Origin of the sequence: Yoonia vestfoldensis SKA53 (assembly GCF_000152785.1) — a bacterium.
GTDB lineage: Bacteria > Pseudomonadota > Alphaproteobacteria > Rhodobacterales > Rhodobacteraceae > Yoonia > Yoonia vestfoldensis_A.
On sequence record NZ_CH672414.1, the window covers coordinates 680,519 to 699,000 of the forward strand.

At 61.3% G+C, this 18,482-nt stretch carries 22 protein-coding genes and 1 other RNA gene; 9 read left to right on the forward strand and 14 right to left on the reverse strand.

The window, feature by feature from the left end; translation table 11 throughout:
- Positions 1-70: 70 nt before the first annotated feature.
- A complete protein-coding gene (locus SKA53_RS03400) occupies positions 71-298 on the reverse strand; it encodes a sulfurtransferase TusA family protein (RefSeq protein ID WP_007204649.1) in 228 nt (75 codons plus the stop codon).
- A gap of 93 nt (positions 299-391) precedes the next feature.
- Between SKA53_RS03400 and SKA53_RS03405 the strand changes: the two genes are divergently transcribed.
- Genes SKA53_RS03405 through SKA53_RS15770 form a run of 4 tightly spaced genes read left to right on the forward strand, consistent with a single transcriptional unit; the run spans position 392 to position 3,977 of the window.
- Entirely contained in the window at positions 392-1,147 is a 756-nt protein-coding gene (locus SKA53_RS03405; RefSeq protein WP_040483099.1) for a cytochrome c biogenesis CcdA family protein, read from the forward strand.
- Positions 1,148-1,176: 29 nt separating this feature from the next.
- Positions 1,177-2,445, forward strand: coding sequence for a hypothetical protein (locus SKA53_RS03410; RefSeq protein WP_007204651.1), 1,269 nt, complete (start codon positions 1,177-1,179; stop codon positions 2,443-2,445).
- Positions 2,442-3,797, forward strand: a complete 1,356-nt coding sequence (locus SKA53_RS03415) for a cytochrome P450 (protein ID WP_007204652.1) — start codon at positions 2,442-2,444, stop codon at positions 3,795-3,797. The genes SKA53_RS03410 and SKA53_RS03415 overlap by 4 nt, the downstream gene beginning before the upstream one ends.
- Positions 3,798-3,854: 57 nt before the next feature.
- The gene (locus tag SKA53_RS15770; RefSeq protein ID WP_007204653.1) at positions 3,855-3,977 is read left to right on the forward strand and encodes a hypothetical protein; all 123 of its coding nucleotides are present in this window, start codon (positions 3,855-3,857) and stop codon (positions 3,975-3,977) included.
- On the opposite strand, the gene SKA53_RS03420 is transcribed toward SKA53_RS15770, so the two are convergent.
- The 13 genes from SKA53_RS03420 to SKA53_RS03470 all read right to left on the reverse strand — a co-directional run bounded on the left by SKA53_RS03420 (position 3,962) and on the right by SKA53_RS03470 (position 13,233).
- On the reverse strand, positions 3,962-4,195 hold the full coding sequence (locus SKA53_RS03420) for a ribbon-helix-helix domain-containing protein (RefSeq protein ID WP_007204654.1): 234 nt from the start codon (positions 4,193-4,195) through the stop codon (positions 3,962-3,964). The genes SKA53_RS15770 and SKA53_RS03420 overlap by 16 nt on opposite strands.
- Positions 4,196-4,372, reverse strand: a complete 177-nt coding sequence (locus tag SKA53_RS15115; protein ID WP_007204655.1) for a DUF4169 family protein — start codon at positions 4,370-4,372, stop codon at positions 4,196-4,198.
- Entirely contained in the window at positions 4,369-5,760 is a 1,392-nt protein-coding gene (gene fumC / locus SKA53_RS03425) for a class II fumarate hydratase (protein ID WP_007204656.1), read from the reverse strand. Before fumC ends, SKA53_RS15115 begins: the two co-directional genes overlap by 4 nt.
- A gap of 65 nt (positions 5,761-5,825) precedes the next feature.
- Positions 5,826-6,293, reverse strand: a complete 468-nt coding sequence (locus tag SKA53_RS03430) for an SspB family protein (RefSeq protein WP_110549002.1) — start codon at positions 6,291-6,293, stop codon at positions 5,826-5,828.
- A gap of 60 nt (positions 6,294-6,353) precedes the next feature.
- The gene (gene chrA, locus SKA53_RS03435) at positions 6,354-7,604 is read right to left on the reverse strand and encodes a chromate efflux transporter (protein ID WP_007204658.1); all 1,251 of its coding nucleotides are present in this window, start codon (positions 7,602-7,604) and stop codon (positions 6,354-6,356) included.
- 11 nt (positions 7,605-7,615) lie between these two features.
- The gene (locus SKA53_RS03440; RefSeq protein WP_007204659.1) at positions 7,616-8,263 is read right to left on the reverse strand and encodes a DUF1194 domain-containing protein; all 648 of its coding nucleotides are present in this window, start codon (positions 8,261-8,263) and stop codon (positions 7,616-7,618) included.
- 96 nt (positions 8,264-8,359) lie between these two features.
- Positions 8,360-8,709, reverse strand: a transfer-messenger RNA (tmRNA) gene (ssrA, locus tag SKA53_RS15120).
- Positions 8,695-9,051, reverse strand: a complete 357-nt coding sequence (locus SKA53_RS03445) for a DUF4345 family protein (protein ID WP_007204660.1) — start codon at positions 9,049-9,051, stop codon at positions 8,695-8,697. The genes ssrA and SKA53_RS03445 overlap by 15 nt, the downstream gene beginning before the upstream one ends.
- Before the next feature lie 48 nt (positions 9,052-9,099).
- On the reverse strand, positions 9,100-10,449 hold the full coding sequence (hemN, locus tag SKA53_RS03450; RefSeq protein ID WP_007204661.1) for an oxygen-independent coproporphyrinogen III oxidase: 1,350 nt from the start codon (positions 10,447-10,449) through the stop codon (positions 9,100-9,102).
- A gap of 60 nt (positions 10,450-10,509) precedes the next feature.
- Positions 10,510-11,115, reverse strand: a complete 606-nt coding sequence (locus SKA53_RS03455; RefSeq protein ID WP_007204662.1) for an SCO family protein — start codon at positions 11,113-11,115, stop codon at positions 10,510-10,512.
- 60 nt (positions 11,116-11,175) lie between these two features.
- Entirely contained in the window at positions 11,176-11,628 is a 453-nt protein-coding gene (locus SKA53_RS03460; protein WP_007204663.1) for a copper chaperone PCu(A)C, read from the reverse strand.
- Between the two features lie 49 nt (positions 11,629-11,677).
- Positions 11,678-12,076, reverse strand: coding sequence for a hypothetical protein (locus SKA53_RS03465; protein ID WP_007204664.1), 399 nt, complete (start codon positions 12,074-12,076; stop codon positions 11,678-11,680).
- Positions 12,077-12,192: 116 nt separating this feature from the next.
- Positions 12,193-13,233, reverse strand: coding sequence for an ABC transporter substrate-binding protein (locus SKA53_RS03470; protein WP_242601238.1), 1,041 nt, complete (start codon positions 13,231-13,233; stop codon positions 12,193-12,195).
- A 149-nt stretch (positions 13,234-13,382) separates the two neighbouring features.
- On the opposite strand from SKA53_RS03470, the gene SKA53_RS03475 reads away from it, so the two are divergent.
- From SKA53_RS03475 to SKA53_RS03495, 5 genes are all read left to right on the forward strand, one after another.
- Positions 13,383-14,117: a DUF2182 domain-containing protein gene (locus tag SKA53_RS03475; protein WP_007204666.1), complete on the forward strand. Its 735-nt coding sequence runs from the start codon at positions 13,383-13,385 to the stop codon at positions 14,115-14,117.
- Positions 14,118-14,130: 13 nt separating this feature from the next.
- Positions 14,131-14,772: a DUF1326 domain-containing protein gene (locus tag SKA53_RS03480; protein WP_007204667.1), complete on the forward strand. Its 642-nt coding sequence runs from the start codon at positions 14,131-14,133 to the stop codon at positions 14,770-14,772.
- Between the two features lie 63 nt (positions 14,773-14,835).
- On the forward strand, positions 14,836-15,819 hold the full coding sequence (gene acuI, locus SKA53_RS03485; protein WP_007204668.1) for an acryloyl-CoA reductase: 984 nt from the start codon (positions 14,836-14,838) through the stop codon (positions 15,817-15,819).
- Complete coding sequence (locus tag SKA53_RS03490) at positions 15,812-17,026, forward strand: aminotransferase class V-fold PLP-dependent enzyme (RefSeq protein ID WP_007204669.1); 1,215 nt, start codon at positions 15,812-15,814, stop codon at positions 17,024-17,026. Before acuI ends, SKA53_RS03490 begins: the two co-directional genes overlap by 8 nt.
- Positions 17,023-18,438, forward strand: a complete 1,416-nt coding sequence (locus SKA53_RS03495; RefSeq protein WP_007204670.1) for a cryptochrome/photolyase family protein — start codon at positions 17,023-17,025, stop codon at positions 18,436-18,438. The genes SKA53_RS03490 and SKA53_RS03495 overlap by 4 nt, the downstream gene beginning before the upstream one ends.
- The last annotated feature ends 44 nt before the right edge of the window (positions 18,439-18,482 follow it).

An 18,482-nucleotide genomic window follows, 5' to 3' on the forward strand; every position in this document is an offset into this window, starting at 1 on the left:
CTTCTTATTTCCAAAAATACTCATCTTGTCCCGGATGAAATCCGGGAGAGGGGCAGCGCCCCTTCAACTCTCAGCCCTTGCGGATCAGATAGACCTGCGCGCCGTCCGTATCCTGACAGTCCAGCATCTTATGCCCCGCCTCGGCGCAGAAATGCGGCACATCGACGATGGCGGCGGGGTCATCGGCGGTCATGCGCAATACCTGGCCAGAGGCCAGCGCGCCAAGGCGCTTGCGTGCCTTCAATACAGGCAGCGGGCACAGCAGCCCGCGCGCATCAAGTTCAGCGTCATATGTCATGGCCGCAATCTGGGGGGGATGTTTCACTTTGTCCACCAAGATGTGACGCAACAGGGCGTGACGCTGCGCGATTGCTGGTCTAGGAACGTCGTGATGTTGGACACCGGATTGATCTTTGACGCAGGTTTGCTGCCTGCCATGATCGTCGCCTTGGCGGCGGGGGTCTTGTCGTTTCTCAGCCCCTGTGTGTTGCCGGTCGTGCCGCCTTATCTGGCCTATATGGGCGGCGTGTCCGTGACTGAAATGGAAAAAGCCAGCACCGCGCGCAGGCGCGTATTCATCGCTGCGCTGTTTTTCGTGATGGGCCTGTCTACGGTGTTCCTGCTGCTCGGGATCGCCTTTTCCACGATGGGGCGGATGCTGATCGGGGTGCAGGAATATTTCGTGATCGGCGCGGGGCTGGTCGTGATGGTGCTGGGCGCGCATTTTGTAGGCGTGTTCCGCATCGGTTTTCTGGACCGCGAAATGCGGCTTGATGCGGGCGACAAGGGCGGGTCGGCTTTTGGGGCCTATCTTTTGGGGCTGGCCTTTGCCTTTGGCTGGACGCCCTGTCTGGGGCCGGTGCTGGGCGCGATCCTCAGCCTTGCCGCGTCAGAGGCGGATGTCGGGCGCGGCACGGTCCTGCTGGGGGCCTATGCGGTGGGTCTGGGTATTCCGTTTCTGCTGGTCGCGGCGTTTTTCCCGCGGCTCAAGGGCGTCATGGGCTGGATGAAACGCCATATGCGCCAGATCGAGGCGACATCGGGCCTTTTATTATGGACCGTGGGGTTGATGATGCTGACCGGCCAGTTCGCGGCGTTCAGCTTTTGGTTGCTGGAACGCTTTCCATTTTTGGCCAGCGTGGGCTAGACTGCTTCTGCAATAATCAGGGCAAGGCGATGACCAGTGACCTAAAACCCGTCAGCCTGCGCCGCGTGTTCCATATTCCGGGCTATGATCCGATCCACCCGCGCCGATACCGCGAACTCTACCGTAGCGAGAGTGCGACGCAGGCGCATATCAGCGGCTACGACATCACCGTGCAAGGCGGCAGTGCCGGTGATATATTCCATTGGTTCGTGCAGGCACGGATCGCTGGACAGGCGGTGCAGGCGCGAATCGACGTGCTGGTCTGGGCCGATATCGTGCGGGCCAGCATGGCGCAGTCGGTGGGCGCGACCTATCTGCAACTGGTGCAGACGGCGTTGATCTATCTTGGCACCGGCACGCTGCGGCGGCTGATGTGGCTGCGCAAGGGGCCGATCATCGCCGCGTTCTACCCCGTGGGCATGCTGCTGGGGCAATTGCTGCTGGCAGTGTTGGCGGGCTGGTGGTTGGGCGGGCTGGTGCAGGCGGGGCTGGGTGCAGCCCTTGGCGCGGCTGGTTGGGGCGGTGGGGCTGTTGCGACAGATGTGATCTGGCTGGTCCGGCTGGGGGTTCTGGCATGTGTCGCCCTGTTCCTGCTGCGCTGGTTCAAGGCGCGCGACAACCGGGTGTTCGCACATTACCTGATGCATGATTACGCCTTCAGCGCGCAGCATCTGGGGGCCACGCCGCCTGCCTTGGACGACCGGCTGGCGCAGTTCACCGGCCAGATCGCTCGCGCGCTCCAAGACCCTGTGGACGAGGTGCTGGTGGTTGGTCATTCCTCTGGTGCGCATCTGGCGATCAGCGTGGTGGCCGATCTGATCCGCGCGGGCCATGTGCCTGCGGGCGGGCCACGTCTCGCCTTGCTGACGCTGGGGCAGGTCGTGCCGATGGTGTCGTTCCTGCCGCAGGCCAGACAGCTGCGCGCCGATCTGGCCTATCTGGCGACGCAGGATGCGCTGACATGGGTTGATGTCACCGCGCCGGGTGACGGCTGTTGCTTCGCGCTTTGCGATCCGGTTGCGGTCAGCGGTGTCACGCCGCCCGGCAAACGCTGGCCTTTGGTGATTTCGGCCGCTTTCACCCAAAGCCTGTCACCGGCGCGCTGGAAAGCCCTGCGCTGGCGTTTTTTCCGGCTGCATTTTCAATATCTTTGCGCTTTTGACCGGCCCAAGGATTATGATTATTTCCAGATCACCGCAGGCCCGCTGACATTGGCGGACAGGTTTCGTGACCGCGCGCCATCGGCCTCGCGCATTGATGTGGCGGCGTCCAAATATACCTCGATGGCGCTGCCATGACCTTGCCGCCCAAACCTGTCGCGCGGCCTGACAAGGTATCCTTGTGGCGCTATATGCGCCTGTTCCGGCGGGACATTCTGTCGGCGCAACCCGCGCGGCTTTACCGTGCATGGATGGCAGAATTCCGCACGCCGTTCTTTCGGTCGTTTCTGATCAATGATCCCGCCTTGCTGCGCGAGGTGCTGAAAGACAATCCCGACAGCTATCCCAAATCCGACCGGATCGGCGCGGGTCTGCGCCCTTTGCTGGGCAAGAGCGTGTTTTTGACCAATGGCGCGCAATGGCGCGCACAGCGGCGCATCATCGACCCCGCGTTCGAAGGCGGGCGGCTGCGCGACACGTTCCCCGGCATCGTCGCCGCGGGGCAGGCGGGCTGCGGCCGGTTTGCCGCCATGGCCGATGACACGCCCCGCGCGATTGACGCGGCGGCCAGCCATATCGCTGCTGACGTGATCTTTCGCACGCTGTTTTCCCTGCCGATCGAGGATGAAACCGCAGGCGAGGTGTATCACCGGTTCCAAGCCTATCAACAGGCACAGCCGATCCTGAATCTGGCCGCTTTTCTGCCCCTTCTGCGCTGGATGCCCGCGTTTTTCCGCCCCGGTGTGCGGGGGCAGGCGCGCGCGATCCGCCGCCTGATCGCGGATCTGACGCAGGCACGGCTGGACCAGATCGCTGCGGGAACTGCGCCCGACGATCTGGCGACCAAGATCATGACGACCCCTGACCCGGAAACTGGCAAGACCTTTAGCAAGGCCGAAATGGTCGATCAGGTGGCGATCTTTTTTCTGGCGGGGCATGAAACCAGCGCCTCTGCACTGGCTTGGGCGCTGTATCTGCTGGCCACCCATCCCGACTGGCAAGACAAAGTCGCCGCAGAGGCTGCCACATTCGATGCAGTGTTCAGCGATCTGTCGCGGCTGTCCGCCACACGCGATGTGTTCCGCGAGGCGCTGCGGCTGTATCCGCCGGTGCCGATGATGGTGCGGCAGGCGTCCAAGGCCACGATATTCCGGTCGCGCCGCGTGCCTGCGGGCGCACAGATCGTGCTGTCGCCGTGGCATTTGCACCGGCATGAACGGATATGGGATGCGCCCGATGCCTTTGATCCCGCCCGCTGGCAGGATGGCGCGACCAAGACCGCGCAGCGCGATGGCTACTTGCCGTTTTCCGCCGGTCCGCGGATGTGCAGCGGCGCGGGTTTCGCGATGATCGAAGGTGTCGTGCTGCTGGCGCAACTGGTGGGCCGGTTCCGCTTTGCGCCGGTCGCGGGGCAGGTGCCGGTGCCTACGGCGCATCTGACGGTGCGCGCGCGCGATGGAATCATGCTGCGGATCACGCCAAGGGATTGATGCATTGTTTCCAATAATGATGATTTAGCGGCATACCGGATGGGTTCAGTGAATATAATGAAACAATCGCGCGATACCTTGCCCGAAAAGCGGATAACACCCGCGACGCTGAATGACAGCGAACACCAAGATATCGCGCGCCTGTCCAGCCTGCGTGGCGCGCTTTATGCCAAGGATTGACCCTGCGCCAAGCTGCGTTCCAGAACATAGATCCTGATCGCCGAGGCCAGCCCGATATCACCCCGTTCTGCGTCGATTTCGGCAGCTAAGCCGTTGATCGTCTTGGCATCACGCCGCGCGATGTCGCAAAAGGCGGTCCAGAAAATATCTTCCAGCGTCACGCTGGTGCGATGCCCCCGCAAGGTCAGCGAATGTTTCGCGGGGCGACGGTGGTTCACCTAGTCTTCCTCGAATTTCAGCTGCGACAGGTGGTCATGCGCCTTTTGCGCGCGGGCCGCATCCAGCAGACGTTCGGCCTTGGTGCGGCCAAAGCGGATGGCGTTTTCATCCGCCTTGGCCTTGGCCGCCGCACGGTCGCGTTCCTTGCGGGCTTGGTTGAGGTTGACCGGCTTCACTTGGGTCCGATCATGTCTTCGGGGCGCACGACGCGGTCGAATGTTGCTTCGTCCACAAAGCCCAGCTTGATCGCCTCTTCTTTCAGGGTAGTGCCATTTTTATGCGCGGTTTTCGCCACGGTGGTCGCGTTGTCATAGCCGATGGTCGGCGCCAATGCCGTGACCAGCATCAGCGATTCGCGCATCAGTTTTTCGATCCGCGTGCGGTCGGCCTGAATACCCACAACGCAATTGTCGGTAAAGGCACCGCAGGCATCCCCGATCAACTGCATGGATTGAAGGACGTTATAGGCCATCATCGGCTTCATCACGTTCAGTTCGAAATGACCCTGCGACCCCGCAAACCCGACAGCGGCGTCATTGCCCATGACATGGGCGCAGACCTGGGTGATCGCCTCGACCTGGGTGGGGTTGACCTTGCCGGGCATGATGGATGATCCGGGTTCATTCTCGGGCAGCATCAATTCGCCAAGGCCACAGCGCGGGCCGGACCCCAGCATGCGGATATCGCAGGCGATCTTGTACAGGCTGGCGGCCACTGTTTTCAGCGACCCCGACATTTCGACCAGCGCGTCATGGGCGGCCAGTGCCTCGAATTTATTGGGCGCGGTGACAAAGGGCAGGCCAGTGATTTGCGCCATATGCGCCGCCACCGTTTCGCCCCAACCCACAGGGCTGTTCAGGCCCGTGCCGACGGCGGTGCCGCCTTGGGCGAGTTCATAGATCGCGGGCAGGGCGCCCTTGATCCGGCGGATGCCCATGGCGACCTGATGGGTATAGCCCGAAAATTCCTGCCCCAAGGTCAGCGGCGTTGCATCCATCGTATGGGTGCGGCCGATCTTGATGATGTCGTTGAAATCTTCTTGCTTGGCGGCCAAGGCGGCATGCAGTTTTTCCAAGCCCGGCAGCAGCACATCGCGCGCGGTGGTCGCGATGGCGATATGCATGGCCGTTGGGAAGGTGTCATTGGACGATTGGCCCATGTTGACGTGGTCATTGGGGTGGACAGGGGTCTTGGACCCGATCACGCCGCCCAGCATTTCGATGGCGCGGTTGCTGATCACCTCGTTGGCGTTCATGTTCGATTGGGTGCCAGAGCCTGTCTGCCAGACGACGAGCGGGAAATGATCGTCCAGCTTGCCTGCGACCACCTCGGCCGCGGCGGCAATGATCGCATCGGCCAGTTTGCTATCCAGCGCGCCACGGTCTTTGTTGGCGATGGCACAGGCCTGTTTGATCACGCCAAGGCCGCGCACGATGGCGACAGGCTGCTTTTCCCAGCCAATGGGAAAGTTCAGGATCGAGCGTTGCGTCTGCGCGCCCCAATAGCGGTCTGCCTGCACCTCTAACGGGCCAAAGCTGTCGGTCTCAATGCGGGTCGCGGTCATGGGTTGATCCTTTGGTTCAATGGTCCAAAGGGTTTTAGCAGCGGACGCGCCCTGCGCAAGTCACCCTATTTGCGGAATTTGTCGAGGCTGACAACCTCGGCCTCTTTCCTTGCGGCGGGTTTGGTATCGTCGGGTTCGGCCATTTCATGCATCGGCGCTTCTGTGATTGCGGTGGGTTCGTCCTGTGTTTCGAACCGCAGGCCGAATTCGACGGATGGATCGACGAAAGTCTTGATCGCGTCATAAGGGATATAGAGCGTTTCGGGATTATCCCCGAAATTCAGCGTGATGGTAAAACCTTCGTCGGTGACATCAAGATTGGCAAACCAATGCTGGATCACGACGGTCATTTCGCCCGGATACCGGTCGGACAACCAATCCGCGATTTCGACATCAGGATGCATCGTGTCAAAGGTGACAAAGAAATGGTGATTGCCGGGCAGACCGGTCTTGGCGACGTTTTCCAGCACCTGCTGGATCAGGCCACGCATGGCGCGGTGCATCAGGTTTCCATAATCAATGGTATTTGGCACGGCGCTACTCCTGTCGTTCTTAACCAGCATACGGGATTCTGCGGCCAAGAAAAGAGGCAGTCAAACTCCGCCCAAGGCAAATGTCAGCCCCAGTGCCGTGATCGCCACCAGCGGCAGGACCAGCGCTAGCGGCCATTTCTGGCGCAACAGCAAGATCGCGGCCAATCCGGCCAGCCCAATCACCAGCGGTTGCAGGCTGGCCGGATCGGGAATGACCATGCTGATCACGCCGCTTTGCAGCCGCGTCACACTGCTGAACATCACATGCAGCGCGAACCACAAAGACAGGTTTGCAATCACCCCCACGACCGCCGCCGTGATCCCCGCAAGGGCTGCGCGCAAGCGCGGGCGCCCATCCAGCCAGTCGATCAGTGGCGCGCCTGCGAAAATCCAGATGAAGCAGGGCACGAATGTCACCCATAGCGTCAACGCCCCCGCCGCCAGCGCCAAGGCCGTCCCACCCTGCGCCAGCCCCGCCACCATAGCCACGAATTGCGTCACAAGGATCAGCGGCCCTGGTGTCGTTTCGGCCAGCCCCAGCGCATCCATCATCTGTGGCGTCGTCAACCAGCCATAGGAAAAGACGACCTCTTGGGTCATATAGGCCAGAACGGCATAGGCCCCGCCGAATGTGACCACCGCCATGAGTGAGAAAAATGACGCCACATCCAGCAGGAACGCGCTGCCCGACAGCGCCACGATCACGACAGGTGCGGCCCATAACGCAGCACCGATCAGCAGCACCCGTCCGGCGGATCGCAGATAGCCGCCCGGTGGCGGTGCTGTCGTGGTCCGGTCATGCGGCATTACCGCCCCCGCAATCCCTGCCATCAGCACGACAACCGGAAACGGCACCGCGAAGAAAAACAGCGCGACAAAAGCTGCACCCGCGATCAGCATATGCGCGCGCGACACCAGCGCGCGGCCCGCGATCTTGATCAGCGCCGCGATGACGATGACAATCACCGTCGCCTTGACGCCCAAAAACAGCGCCTGCACGACGGGCAGATTGCCGTAAGCCCCATAAAGCAGTGCCAGTGCTGCAATTACCATGGCCCCCGGCAGTACGAACAACCCGCCGCCGACCAGCCCGCCGATCACGCCACCGCGTTTCCAGCCGGCATAGGTGGCCAGCTGCATCGCCTCTGGCCCGGGCAGCAACATGCAGAACGACAACGCGCGCAGAAATTGCGCCTCGGTCAGCCAGCTGCGCTTGTCCACCAGTTCGCGATGCATCAGCGCGATCTGTGCGGCCGGTCCGCCGAAAGACAACAGGCCGATCCGGCCAAAGACCGTGAATAGTTCTTTCAACAGGGCATGTCCTAACCAACCACTTTGGAAATTTCGCGCAGGATCTTGGCCCTGATCGCTGCGGGATAATCCTGATGCATGCGGGCCGTCATGACAAACCCGTCCCGCGTGATGACCGCGCTTTGTAAAAAGTTTGTAATGGTGCGCCCCATGCTTTCGATCCCGATCCCGTTGATCGTGACTCCGGCACGTTCGGCGCGGCCCCGCACAAGGCGCACGTCGCCGCCCGCATTGGCGGTGCCGTCGGTGGAAATGTCGATCACCTTGCGTTTGCAATCGGCGACCGCATCGAATTGCGCCAGTGAAAACAGCAGCGCCTCGGCTGTGGCGGTGCCGGACAAAACGAAAGCACGCTCCATCGTGCGGGCGCGGCGCGACAGCTGGTCCAGCTGACCGGCATGGCTGATCCGTTCCCAAGGGATGGCCACGACCTGGTCTGCCACCCCCGACCATTGCACAACGGCGACAGCGACACGGTCGCGCAGCATGATATCCACGATGGCGGGATCACGCAAAGCATCGGCCAAGCCATCGGTTTGCAGGCGGTATTCGGCGGCATCGACGCTGTTGGACACATCGATCGTGAGCAAGAGTGCTGTTTCGCACGCGACCGCAGGCGTGACCGACAGGGCAAAGAAAAACGGGACAAGACAACGCATGGCCCAGCATCCTTGCCCCGCCAAGGCTTGGCAAGTCCTTGCTGGCTGCAGTGATCATCACGAAACCGTCTGTGATCAGCAAAAATGGGGGGGGAAGGTGCAGGTTTCTGTTGCCAGGTACCTGCGGACCCCGCCTATGGTCGCAAAACCATAGGGCTTAAGGTTTCAATAGTTCCGACTGCTTACGCAGCCATCGCCATTGGTGCTTTGTTGTCATTTGCAACTAGCTTTTTTGTACCGATAACGGTGGTAACTCACCGAGCCAAAGCAAACCCCTTTAGACGTTCGTCGATCCTGTTTCGTCCCCATGGCTGCCAAATGAGCAGTGTTTGGTGGAGACGCCGGGTACCGCCCCCGGGTCCGATCCGCGTATTACGAGCGCGTTTATGTCCATAGTCCCGAAGGACACTTCAGAGGTAGGCTTTCATCCGTCACAATGCAAGAGGCAGGTTCAGCGCCAGCGCGCCCAGACCAACGACAGCTTCGATCCCAAAGAACGTCCATTTCTTGCGTGATGTGCCGTCAAGCGCCAGCGACGTCGCGCGCCCCACAGCTGCCCCCAGCCAGCAAAAGCCCAGCATGGCATAGGCTTCTGGCCCGCCAATCATCAGCGCGCCCACACCCATGCCCACGAACAAAGCGCCCGCCGACGCGCGGATTTCGGATGGGCCCATACCAGATGGCCCAGCCTGCAAATCCAGCGTTTCCAGCGTATAGCGCGGGGCGAGCCAGCCAAAGAAACCCAGCCCGATACTGGCCAGCGCAAAGATGATATTGATGATGTCCATGAATTGTTCCCTTTTTCAGTCCTAAAACTGGCGCAACGGCCCGCCAGATCAAGAGGCTTGGGAATAGCGCGCCGCCATCGCACCCGACCCGTCATAGGCATTGGCGATGATCCGCGTCAGCGGCCGGCCTTGTGGCAGGATGCGGATTGTATCGCCGTCGCGTACCACCATGCCTGCGAATTGGTCGAGTACCGCATCATGCACGGGGGCCAGAATTGCAGCCTCTGGGTGTTGGTGCAGCACGGTCAGATCAATCTGAAAATCGCACATCAGCATGCTGATCGCCTGTGCGCGCAGCCGGTCCTGCGGCCCCATCGCATAGCCGCGATGGCCGGCCAGATCGCCCGCTGCGATCTGCGCGATATAGGCGGCGGTGGCGGCGGCGTTCTGGACATAGCCGCCCGCATAATGCGAAATCGACGACGCACCGATCCCGATCAGGCTGGGGCAGGTATCATCGGTATAGCCTTGGAAATTGCGCCGCAGGCGGCCCGCTTGCATCGCTTGCGTCAGGCTGTCGGCGGGTTTGCCGAAATGGTCGATCCCGATGGGCAGATAGCCTGCATCCGTAAACGCGCGCGCGGCCTGTTGGGCCAGCGCGTACCGGTCTTCTTCCTTGGGCAGGGCTGCGTCGGGGATGAGTTTCTGGCGTTTGGAAAAAGTCGGCACATGCGCATAACCGAACAGCGCGATCCGGTCAGGATCAAGGCTGCGCACCTGCGCGATCGTATCGGCCAGTTTCGGCTGGGTTTGATGCGGCAACCCGTAAACCAGATCGGCGTTTAGCGATGTGATCCCCGCCGCGCGCAGGCTGTCCACGCAGGTCTTGGTTGCGGCAAAGCTTTGTTCGCGGCCAATCGCGGCCTGCACATCTGGGGCGAAATCCTGAATCCCGATACTGGCGCGGGTCATGCCCATCTTGGCCAGCATGGCGATTTTGGCATCATCCACCAAGGTGGGGTCAATCTCGACCGAGAAACTGAAATGATCGCTGGGCGGGATCACCGCCTTCACCGCCTGTGCCAGATCGCGGATCATGGCGGGCGGCAGGATCGTGGGTGTGCCGCCGCCCCAATGCATCTGGCCCATGCGGATACCGGCAGGCAGCGCGCGCGCCAGCAACGCCAGTTCCAGTTGCACCACCCGCAGATAGTTTTCGACAGGTTTCAGCGTGCTGGTGCCTTGTGTGGCACAGGCGCAAAACCAGCACAGCCGTTCGCAAAAAGGGATGTGGATATAGACCGACACCGGCACGGCAGGGTCCAGCGCGGCAAGGCTTGCGCGTTGGAAATCAGCCCCCACCCCCGCGGTGAACGCCGTGGCGGGAGGATAGCTGGTGTAGCGGGGCACGCGCGCATCGAACAGACCCATGCGGCGCAGATTTGCAATATGATCCATCAGGCCATCTTGCAGATGATCCGGCGCGGTTTATTGCGCCAGATCAACATATTTGCAAAATCAGCCCAGCTGGCCTGCAAAACAGGCGGTGATTTCGGCCACCTGTTCGGCGGGCGTGTCGCGCCGAAAGAAAGTGGCGAAACCCGTGTCCGGGAACATCAGATAGGTCTGGGTCGAATGATCGACCAGATAATACTCTGGGTCGCCTTCGACCGCGCGGTAATAGGTCTTGTAGGCTTGGGATGCCGCGCGCACCTGGTCGGGGCTGCCGGTCAGCCCGATCATGTCAGCGTGGAAATTATCGGTGAAATCACCCACAACCTGCGGCGTGTCGCGTGCCGGATCGACGGAAATGAACACGGTGCCGATATCAACGCCCTGATCGGCCAGAATATCCGCCGCGATGGCATTGCGCATCGAATCCAGCGGGCAGACATCGGGGCAGAAGGTATAGCCGAAATAGACCAGCGTCGGCTTGGTGATCACATCCGTGTCGGTGACGGTGGCACCGGTTTCCGAGACCAGCTCGAACGGGCCGCCGATAGCCGCACCCGCAACGGTGGTATTGCCGCAAGGGTCAGGTACGGCATTGGTGGTCTGCCAAGTGTAAACCCCCAGCCCGACCGCAACAGCGAGAACGCCTGATCCGATAATAACAGATTTCATATGGTTTCCTTTCGGGATGTGGCACCCCCCGCACGGTGGCAGGGTGGTGCCATGCCAGGATCAGTGGGTTTTGCCGTGGCCTGCCATGTCGCGTTTCACGATGGCAAAGGTAACGGGGATTTCGCCGGCCTGTTCAAAGACCAGCGTGGCGTCAATTGTGGCCCCTGCCATCAGCGGATTGCCTTGCAGGCCCATAAACATCACATGCAGCCCGCCCGGTTCCAGTGTGACGGTTTCGCCCGCAGGCACGGGGATTGTATCGACATGGACCATGCGGGCGATGTCATTTTCAAATTCGGTGGTGTGGAGTTGAACGCGCGGGAAATCGGCCAGTACGGCGATCAGCGTATCATCGCTGGTGCCGGTATTGGTGATGGCAAAAAACCCGCCACCCGCCATTGCACTGGGGGCAGTTTCAAAAGCGCGGGCATCGCTGACGCTGATCGCGCTATCTGCCGTGGCCGTGGTGGCAATGGCAAGCAGGGCCAAGCTGGCCAAAAAGGTCGTTTTCATGAGGATATATCTTTCCGTTATGCGCAGGCAGGCTGCGCCGATGATCGTTTCAAAGAGAAGTTGAATGATCAGCAAACGGGGGCGCACGCGCCGGATAGGCATTGGCGATTTTCAGCTCGGGGCGTGCCGTGGCCTGCATTGTCCAGACCATAGGCTGCGCGGTCACCGTGGCGCGCGGTGTCAGCACGGGGGCAGGCAATGTCATGGCCTTGGCCAGAATACAGGCTGCGCAATGGTCGCCCGCGCGATGCGGCAAATCGTCTTGCGCACAAAGATCGGCCCAATCGCCACCAGCCAGAAGATAGGCAATGGCCTGCGGTTCGGCCTGCGCGGGGCGATGCCCGAAACCCACCAGAACAAGCGCCATCGACAGCACAGACGCCAGCACCATACGCCAGATCAGGCGCGGGTGGCGGGCGGTCGCGGTGGTGTGACGCTGCGGTTGCATGCGCAGTGGTTTACGACCTTTCGCGCGAAGGTCCAGTCACTTTTTTGCGCCAACGGGCCGGCAAAGAAAAAGGGCGGCACCATCGGCACCGCCCCCGTTCTTTGCAAAGGACCAGATCAGAACCCGGCTTTGATCAATTCAAACGTCTCTGCCATCCGTTCGCGGTCGTCATTGCTGGTCGGCAATTGCGCCAGGATCGGCACGTCGATGTCCTCAAGGCCCGAAGCGACCAGATCTTCTTCGGTGACCAGCGCGTTCAATGCTGCGGCATTGGCAGAGCCATAGCCCGCTTCCAGCAACGGCAGGACCGACGATTCCGCCAAAAACGCGTTCAGATAATCATAGGCCTTGTCCACGCTGCCCTGACCTTCGGCCAGTTTCACATAACCACACAGCCACAGCGACGACCCCTCGGTTGCTTGACGCTGGAACGCGATGGGACGGTCTTCTTCGACCATGGTGGGGTAGGTTTCGTTCCACGCCCAGCTGACCAGAATTTCGCCCGAGGACAAAAGTTGCGCCAGTTCGGCCGGATCGGTCCAATAGGTGCGCAGGTTCGGATGGACGGCGCGCAGCCAGTTGGCGGCTGCTTCGAACTGCTCATCCGTCACCTCTTGCCAGTTGGTGACTCCGGTCGCCAGATAGGCCAGCGCGAACGCGTCATCAACGTTGTCAGGCAGCGTCATGCGGCCGGCATAGGCAGGGTTGGTGAACACCTGCAGGCTGGCCACATCTGCGGCAGGGACCTCGTCAGGGTTATAGGCGATGGCGGTGGACCCGAAATCTGTCGGGATAAAATAGGTCTGGCCTGCGCCGATTTCTTCGCCGGTCAGGCTGGCGTTCAGATCGTCATAGGCGGTGATGCGCGCGGTATCCCATGGTTCCAGAATGCCGCTTTCGGTCCAGCGCGTGACCGACGGCGCGCAGACATGCGACACATCGGCCCGGAAACCTGAACGCAGTTTCTGGAACGCCTCGTCTTCGTCGCCAAAGAAGGTGAAGGTCGGGCTGGCCCCGTGCTTTTCGATGTAACCTTGATGGTATTCCGGCATCTCGAAGCCGGAATAATCGAACACCAGTAATTCGGCATCTTGTGCAAAGGCTGTGGTGGCCAGCGCCATGACACAGGTGGCACCCATGAATCTTGTTATCTTCATTTTGGTTCTCCCGGTTGAAGTTGACGTGAAATCTAGGTGCGTGCCTGCCGCACTGCAAGGGTATTTGCGCATTGCCGGGCCGGTGATTGTCTGACAGGCTTTGGTGATACGGGGGGATGCTTAATTTGCTGGCAGACAGGATCAGGGGAATGGGAACGGCGCATTGGCTGCTGGTCTTTGGGCTGATTCTGGTGGCTTGGTCGGCGCTGTTCGTGCTGGCGGTCCCGGCTGATCTGCGCAGCGCCGCGCGGTTTTACGGTGCCGATTTCTGGGACACGCTTTGCATGGTCACGCTCGACGGGGCGGGCTATGCCAATGCCGCGCTGATGTGGGCGCTGATGGCGGCGGCGATGATGCTGCCCAGCGCCTTGCCCGCCTTTGCCACCCATGACGATCTGGGCCGCCAGACCGGCGTGCCGTTTCTGCCACTGGTGCTGGGCTATGGTTGCGTCTGGATCGGGTTTGCATTGACCGCCGCGGCGCTCCAGCTGGGGCTGTACCGTTTCGGGCTGATCAGCGCGATTGGCGACAGCCTGTCGGTCTGGCTGACGGCAGGGCTGCTGCTGGGCGCGGGGCTGTACCAGTTTTCCCCGGTGAAAGAAGCCTGCCTTGCCAAATGCCGCCGCCCGCTGACATTTTTCATGCAGCATTGGGACGAAGGGCCATGGCGCAACGGTGTCAGGCTTGGCCTTGTTTGCCTTGGCTGCTGTTGGGCGCTGATGCTGCTTGCCTTCGTGGGCGGGGTGATGAACCTTGCCTTCATGGGGGTCGCCACGCTGATCATGGTGGGTGAAAAGATGGACATTGTCGGTCGCTATATCACGCGGCCTTTGGGGGTCATCCTGATTTTTGGGGCGTTTCTCGTCCTGCTGCGCACGGTTTAGAAAGGAAAATATTATGGCTTTGGATCAGAACGCACTTGTCGGCACAGTGCCTTGGGCGATCAAAGGGGAATTGATCCTCAACTGCAATTGCACGGTGTTCTGCCCCTGCGTGGTGTCACTGGGCAAACATGCCCCGACCGAGGGCTATTGTCAGGCCTGGGCGGGCATCCGCATCGACGATGGCCATTATGGTGACGAAGACCTTGGCGGGCTGAACGTCGGGCTGGTGCTGGAAATCCCCGGTCTGATGGCCCGCGGCAATTGGAAAGCTGCGGCCTATATCGACGACCGCGCCTCTGCGGCCGCTTATGACGGGTTGCTTAATATTTTTACCGGCAAGGCGCGTGGCACCACGGGCCTGTTCAAGGTGCTGGTCAGCGAATTTCTGGGCGCCGAACGCGCGCCTGTCGTGTTTGAAACCGAAGGCAAGGCCCGCCGCCTGATGGTCGGCAAAGCGATTCAGGGCGAAATTGTGCCTGTTGTGGGCAAAGACCCTGACACCGATATCGTTGTCACTAATACCGGCTATTGGATGGGGCCTGACATTACTGTCGCCACGGCCACCAAGGGCCGCGTGCGCGCTTTTGGCCGCGTGTGGGACTTTGACGGGCGCAGCGCCGAGATTTGCCAGATTGACTGGCATGGCCCGCAATGATCAACGCTTTTTCACACGCGCGTTACCCAATGATTTCTGCTTCGCTTTATAAAGGATAGACCCATGTTCAAGGCCCTGATTGTCGACAAAGATGATACCGGCAAAACCCACGCCGCCGTACAGGACATCACGCTTGACCGGCTGCCCGCGGGCGATGTGACGGTCGCGGTTGATTATTCGACCGTGAATTACAAGGACGGGCTGTGCATCGGGCCGGGTGGCGGGTTGGTGCGTCATTATCCGCATATCCCCGGCATTGATTTTGCCGGCACGGTCGAGGCGTCGGACGATCCGCGCTATGCGCCGGGCGATAAGGTCGTGCTGACTGGGTGGCGCGTGGGCGAGGCGCATTGGGGCGGCTATGCCCAAAAGGCCCGGGTCAAGGCCGATTGGCTGGTGCCTTTGCCCGATGGTTTGACGACACGGGCTGCGATGGCGGTCGGCACTGCCGGATTTACTGCGATGCTGGCGGTGATGGCGCTGGAAGATCACGGCATCAAATCTGGTCCCGTGCTGGTGACGGGTGCTGCCGGCGGCGTGGGCTCCGTCGCGACGGCGATCCTTGCGCATCTGGGGTATCAGGTCGCCGCTGTCACCGGACGGCCAGAGACAGCCGATTACCTGACATCTTTGGGTGCCACCCAGATTGTCGCACGCGAAGACTTGGCCGAAACGGTCAAACGCCCGCTGGAAGGCGAAACATGGGGCGGTTGCGTTGATGCTGTGGGTGGCGCGATGCTGGCGCGCGTATTGGGGCAGATGGAATATGGCGCCTCGGTCGCGGCCGTGGGGCTGGCCGGGGGCGCGAACTTGCCTGCGACGGTCATTCCGTTTTTGTTGCGCGGGGTAAACCTTTTGGGCATCGACAGCGTGATGCAGCCTTACGACAACCGTCTGCGCGCCTGGGCGCGGATCGCGCGCGATCTGCCGATGGACAAGCTTGACGCGATGATCCAGCCCGCGACGCTGGCGGAGCTGCCGCAACTGGGTGCGGATATTCTGGCAGGCCGCGTCAAGGGCCGTGTGGTGGTGGATGTGAATGCTTGATCTGGCATGGGTGCGGGCGCAATTCCCCGCGTTCTCGGAACCCGGCCTGCAAGGACAGGCGTTTTTCGGCAATGCGGGTGGGTCCTATGCCTGCCAGCAGGTCATCGACCGGCTGCACCGGTTTTACACCCAGCGCAAGGTCCAGCCCTATTCGGCTTACGAGGCCTCGCGCCTTGGCGGCGCGGAAATGGACGAGGCTCGCACGCGGCTGGCCGCGATGTTGGGGGTGGCACGGCACGAATTGTCCTTTGGCCCGTCCACCACGCAGAATACCTATGTGCTGGCGCAGGCCGTGCGCCGCTGGATCAAGCCGGGGCAAAAGATCATCGTCACCAGTCAGGACCACGAGGCCAATTCCGGCCCGTGGCGAAGGCTGGCCGAGGATGGCGTGCGCGTGGTCGAATGGCAGCTTGATCCCGCCACGGGGCTGCTGAACCCCGATGATCTGGCGCAGCTTTTGGGTGATGATACAGCTTTGGTCTGTTTTCCGCATTGTTCCAACGTGGTAGGGGCCATAAATGATGTGGCAGCCATCACGCAGGTCGCCAAATCGGCAGGCGCGCGGGTCTGTGTTGACGGGGTCAGCTATGCGCCACATGGCTTTGCCGATGTTGGCGCGCTGGGGTGCGATGTCTATCTGTTCAGCGCCTATAAAACCTATGGCCCGCATCAGGGGATCATGGTGATCCGCGAAGATTTCGGGTTTGAGCTGCCCAATCAGGGGCACCATTTCAACGGTGATGTGCTCTATAAACGCTTCACCCCCGCAGGCCCGGATCATGCGCAGATCGCGGCCAGTGCCGGTATGGCGGATTATTTCGATGCCATGTCTCAGCATCACGGCGGTGGCACCGGTGCCTCTGCCGCGCGGCTGTCACATGACCTGATGCGCGCGCAGGAAATCGCCTTGCTGACGCCGCTGCTGGATTATGTCAGCGCCAAAAACTCGGTTCGGCTGATCGGCCCTGCGGATGCCAAAACCCGCGCGCCGACCGTGGCGATGGCCTTGCAAGGCAATGCTGCCGATGTCGCCGCACGGCTGGTGCCGTTCGGGATCATGGCCGAGGGCGGTGATTTTTATGCCCAGCGTCCCTTGCAGGCGATGGGGGTCGATCTGGACAAAGGCGTGCTGCGGGTCAGTTTCACGCATTACACCAGCATGGCAGAGGTTGACCAGCTGATGGCGGCGCTAGATCAGGTGCTATGACACAAACACCGATCATCGTGTGGGTCCGCCGCGACCTGCGGCTTGCCGACCATCCCGCGCTCACCGCTGCCTGCGAAAGCGGGCAGCCTGTGATTGCTGTGTATATCCACGACGATCAGGTGGCCTCGCTGGGGGGCGCGCAGAAACTGCGGCTGGATCTGGCACTGGCGCAATTTGGCAAGACGTTGGCGGATCGGGGCAGCAGGCTGATCCTGCGCAAGGGTCCGGCGCTTGGCGTGCTGCGCGATCTGATCCGTGAAACGGGGGCAGGGGCTGTTTACTGGTCGCGGCTTTACCATGCGACGGCCAATGACCGCGATGCAGCTGTGAAATCTGCGCTGAAAGCAGACGGGATCGTGGCGCGCAGTTTCACCGGACATCTGCTGTTCGAACCTTGGACAGTCGCCACCAAGACGGGCGGCTTTTACAAGGTCTACACCCCGATGTGGAACGCTGTGCGGGGCAATGAAGTCGCCGAACCCCTGCCTTGCCCTGCGAAAATCACGGCCCCCGCCGTTTGGCCTGCCAGCGACGCGCTGGCCGATTGGCAGCTGCGCCGCGCGATGCAGCGCGGGGGCGATATTCTGGCCCGCCATTGCACCGTGGGCGAAGATGCAGCGCGTGACAGGCTGGGTGCGTTTATTGCCGACCGCGTCGCTAATTACGTCAAGGGCCGCGACTTGCCCGCGATCAAAGGCACGTCGAACCTGTCCGAAAATCTGACTTTCGGCGAAATCAGCCCGCGCATGTGCTGGCATGCGGGCCAGCGCGCCTTGCGCGACGGCAAGGCCGATGCCGAGGTGTTTCTCAAAGAACTGGTCTGGCGCGAATTCGCCTATCACCTGGCGCATCACACGCCGCGTATCCTGACGGATAATTGGAAAGAGGATTGGGATGCTTTCCCGTGGAATACCCAGATCACGCCAGAGGTGGCGGCATGGCAACAAGGGCGCACCGGCATCCCCTTTGTCGATGCCGCCATGCGCGAGATGTATGTCACCGGCACCATGCATAACCGGGGCCGGATGATTGTCGCATCCTACCTGACCAAGCATCTGCTGACGCATTGGAAAGTCGGGCTGGATTGGTTCGCCGATCATCTGATCGACTGGGACCCCGCCAGCAATGCGATGGGCTGGCAATGGTCGGCAGGGTCGGGGCCGGATGCGACGCCCTATTTCCGCGTGTTCAATCCGGTGACGCAGCTGGATAAATTCGACAAAGACCGCGCCTATGTCAAACGCTGGATCGCGGAACGGTACCGCAGCCCGCAAGACAGCGCGCTGACCTATTTCGAAATGATCCCGCAAAGCTGGCAGATGCGCCCTGACGCCGCCTATCCCGACCCCGTGGTCACCCCCGAACAGGGCCGGACCCGCGCGCTTGACGCCTACGGCAACCGCGGATTTTGAACCATGCAGTGACTTTTTGACAAGGATTGCCGTGACTTCGCCGG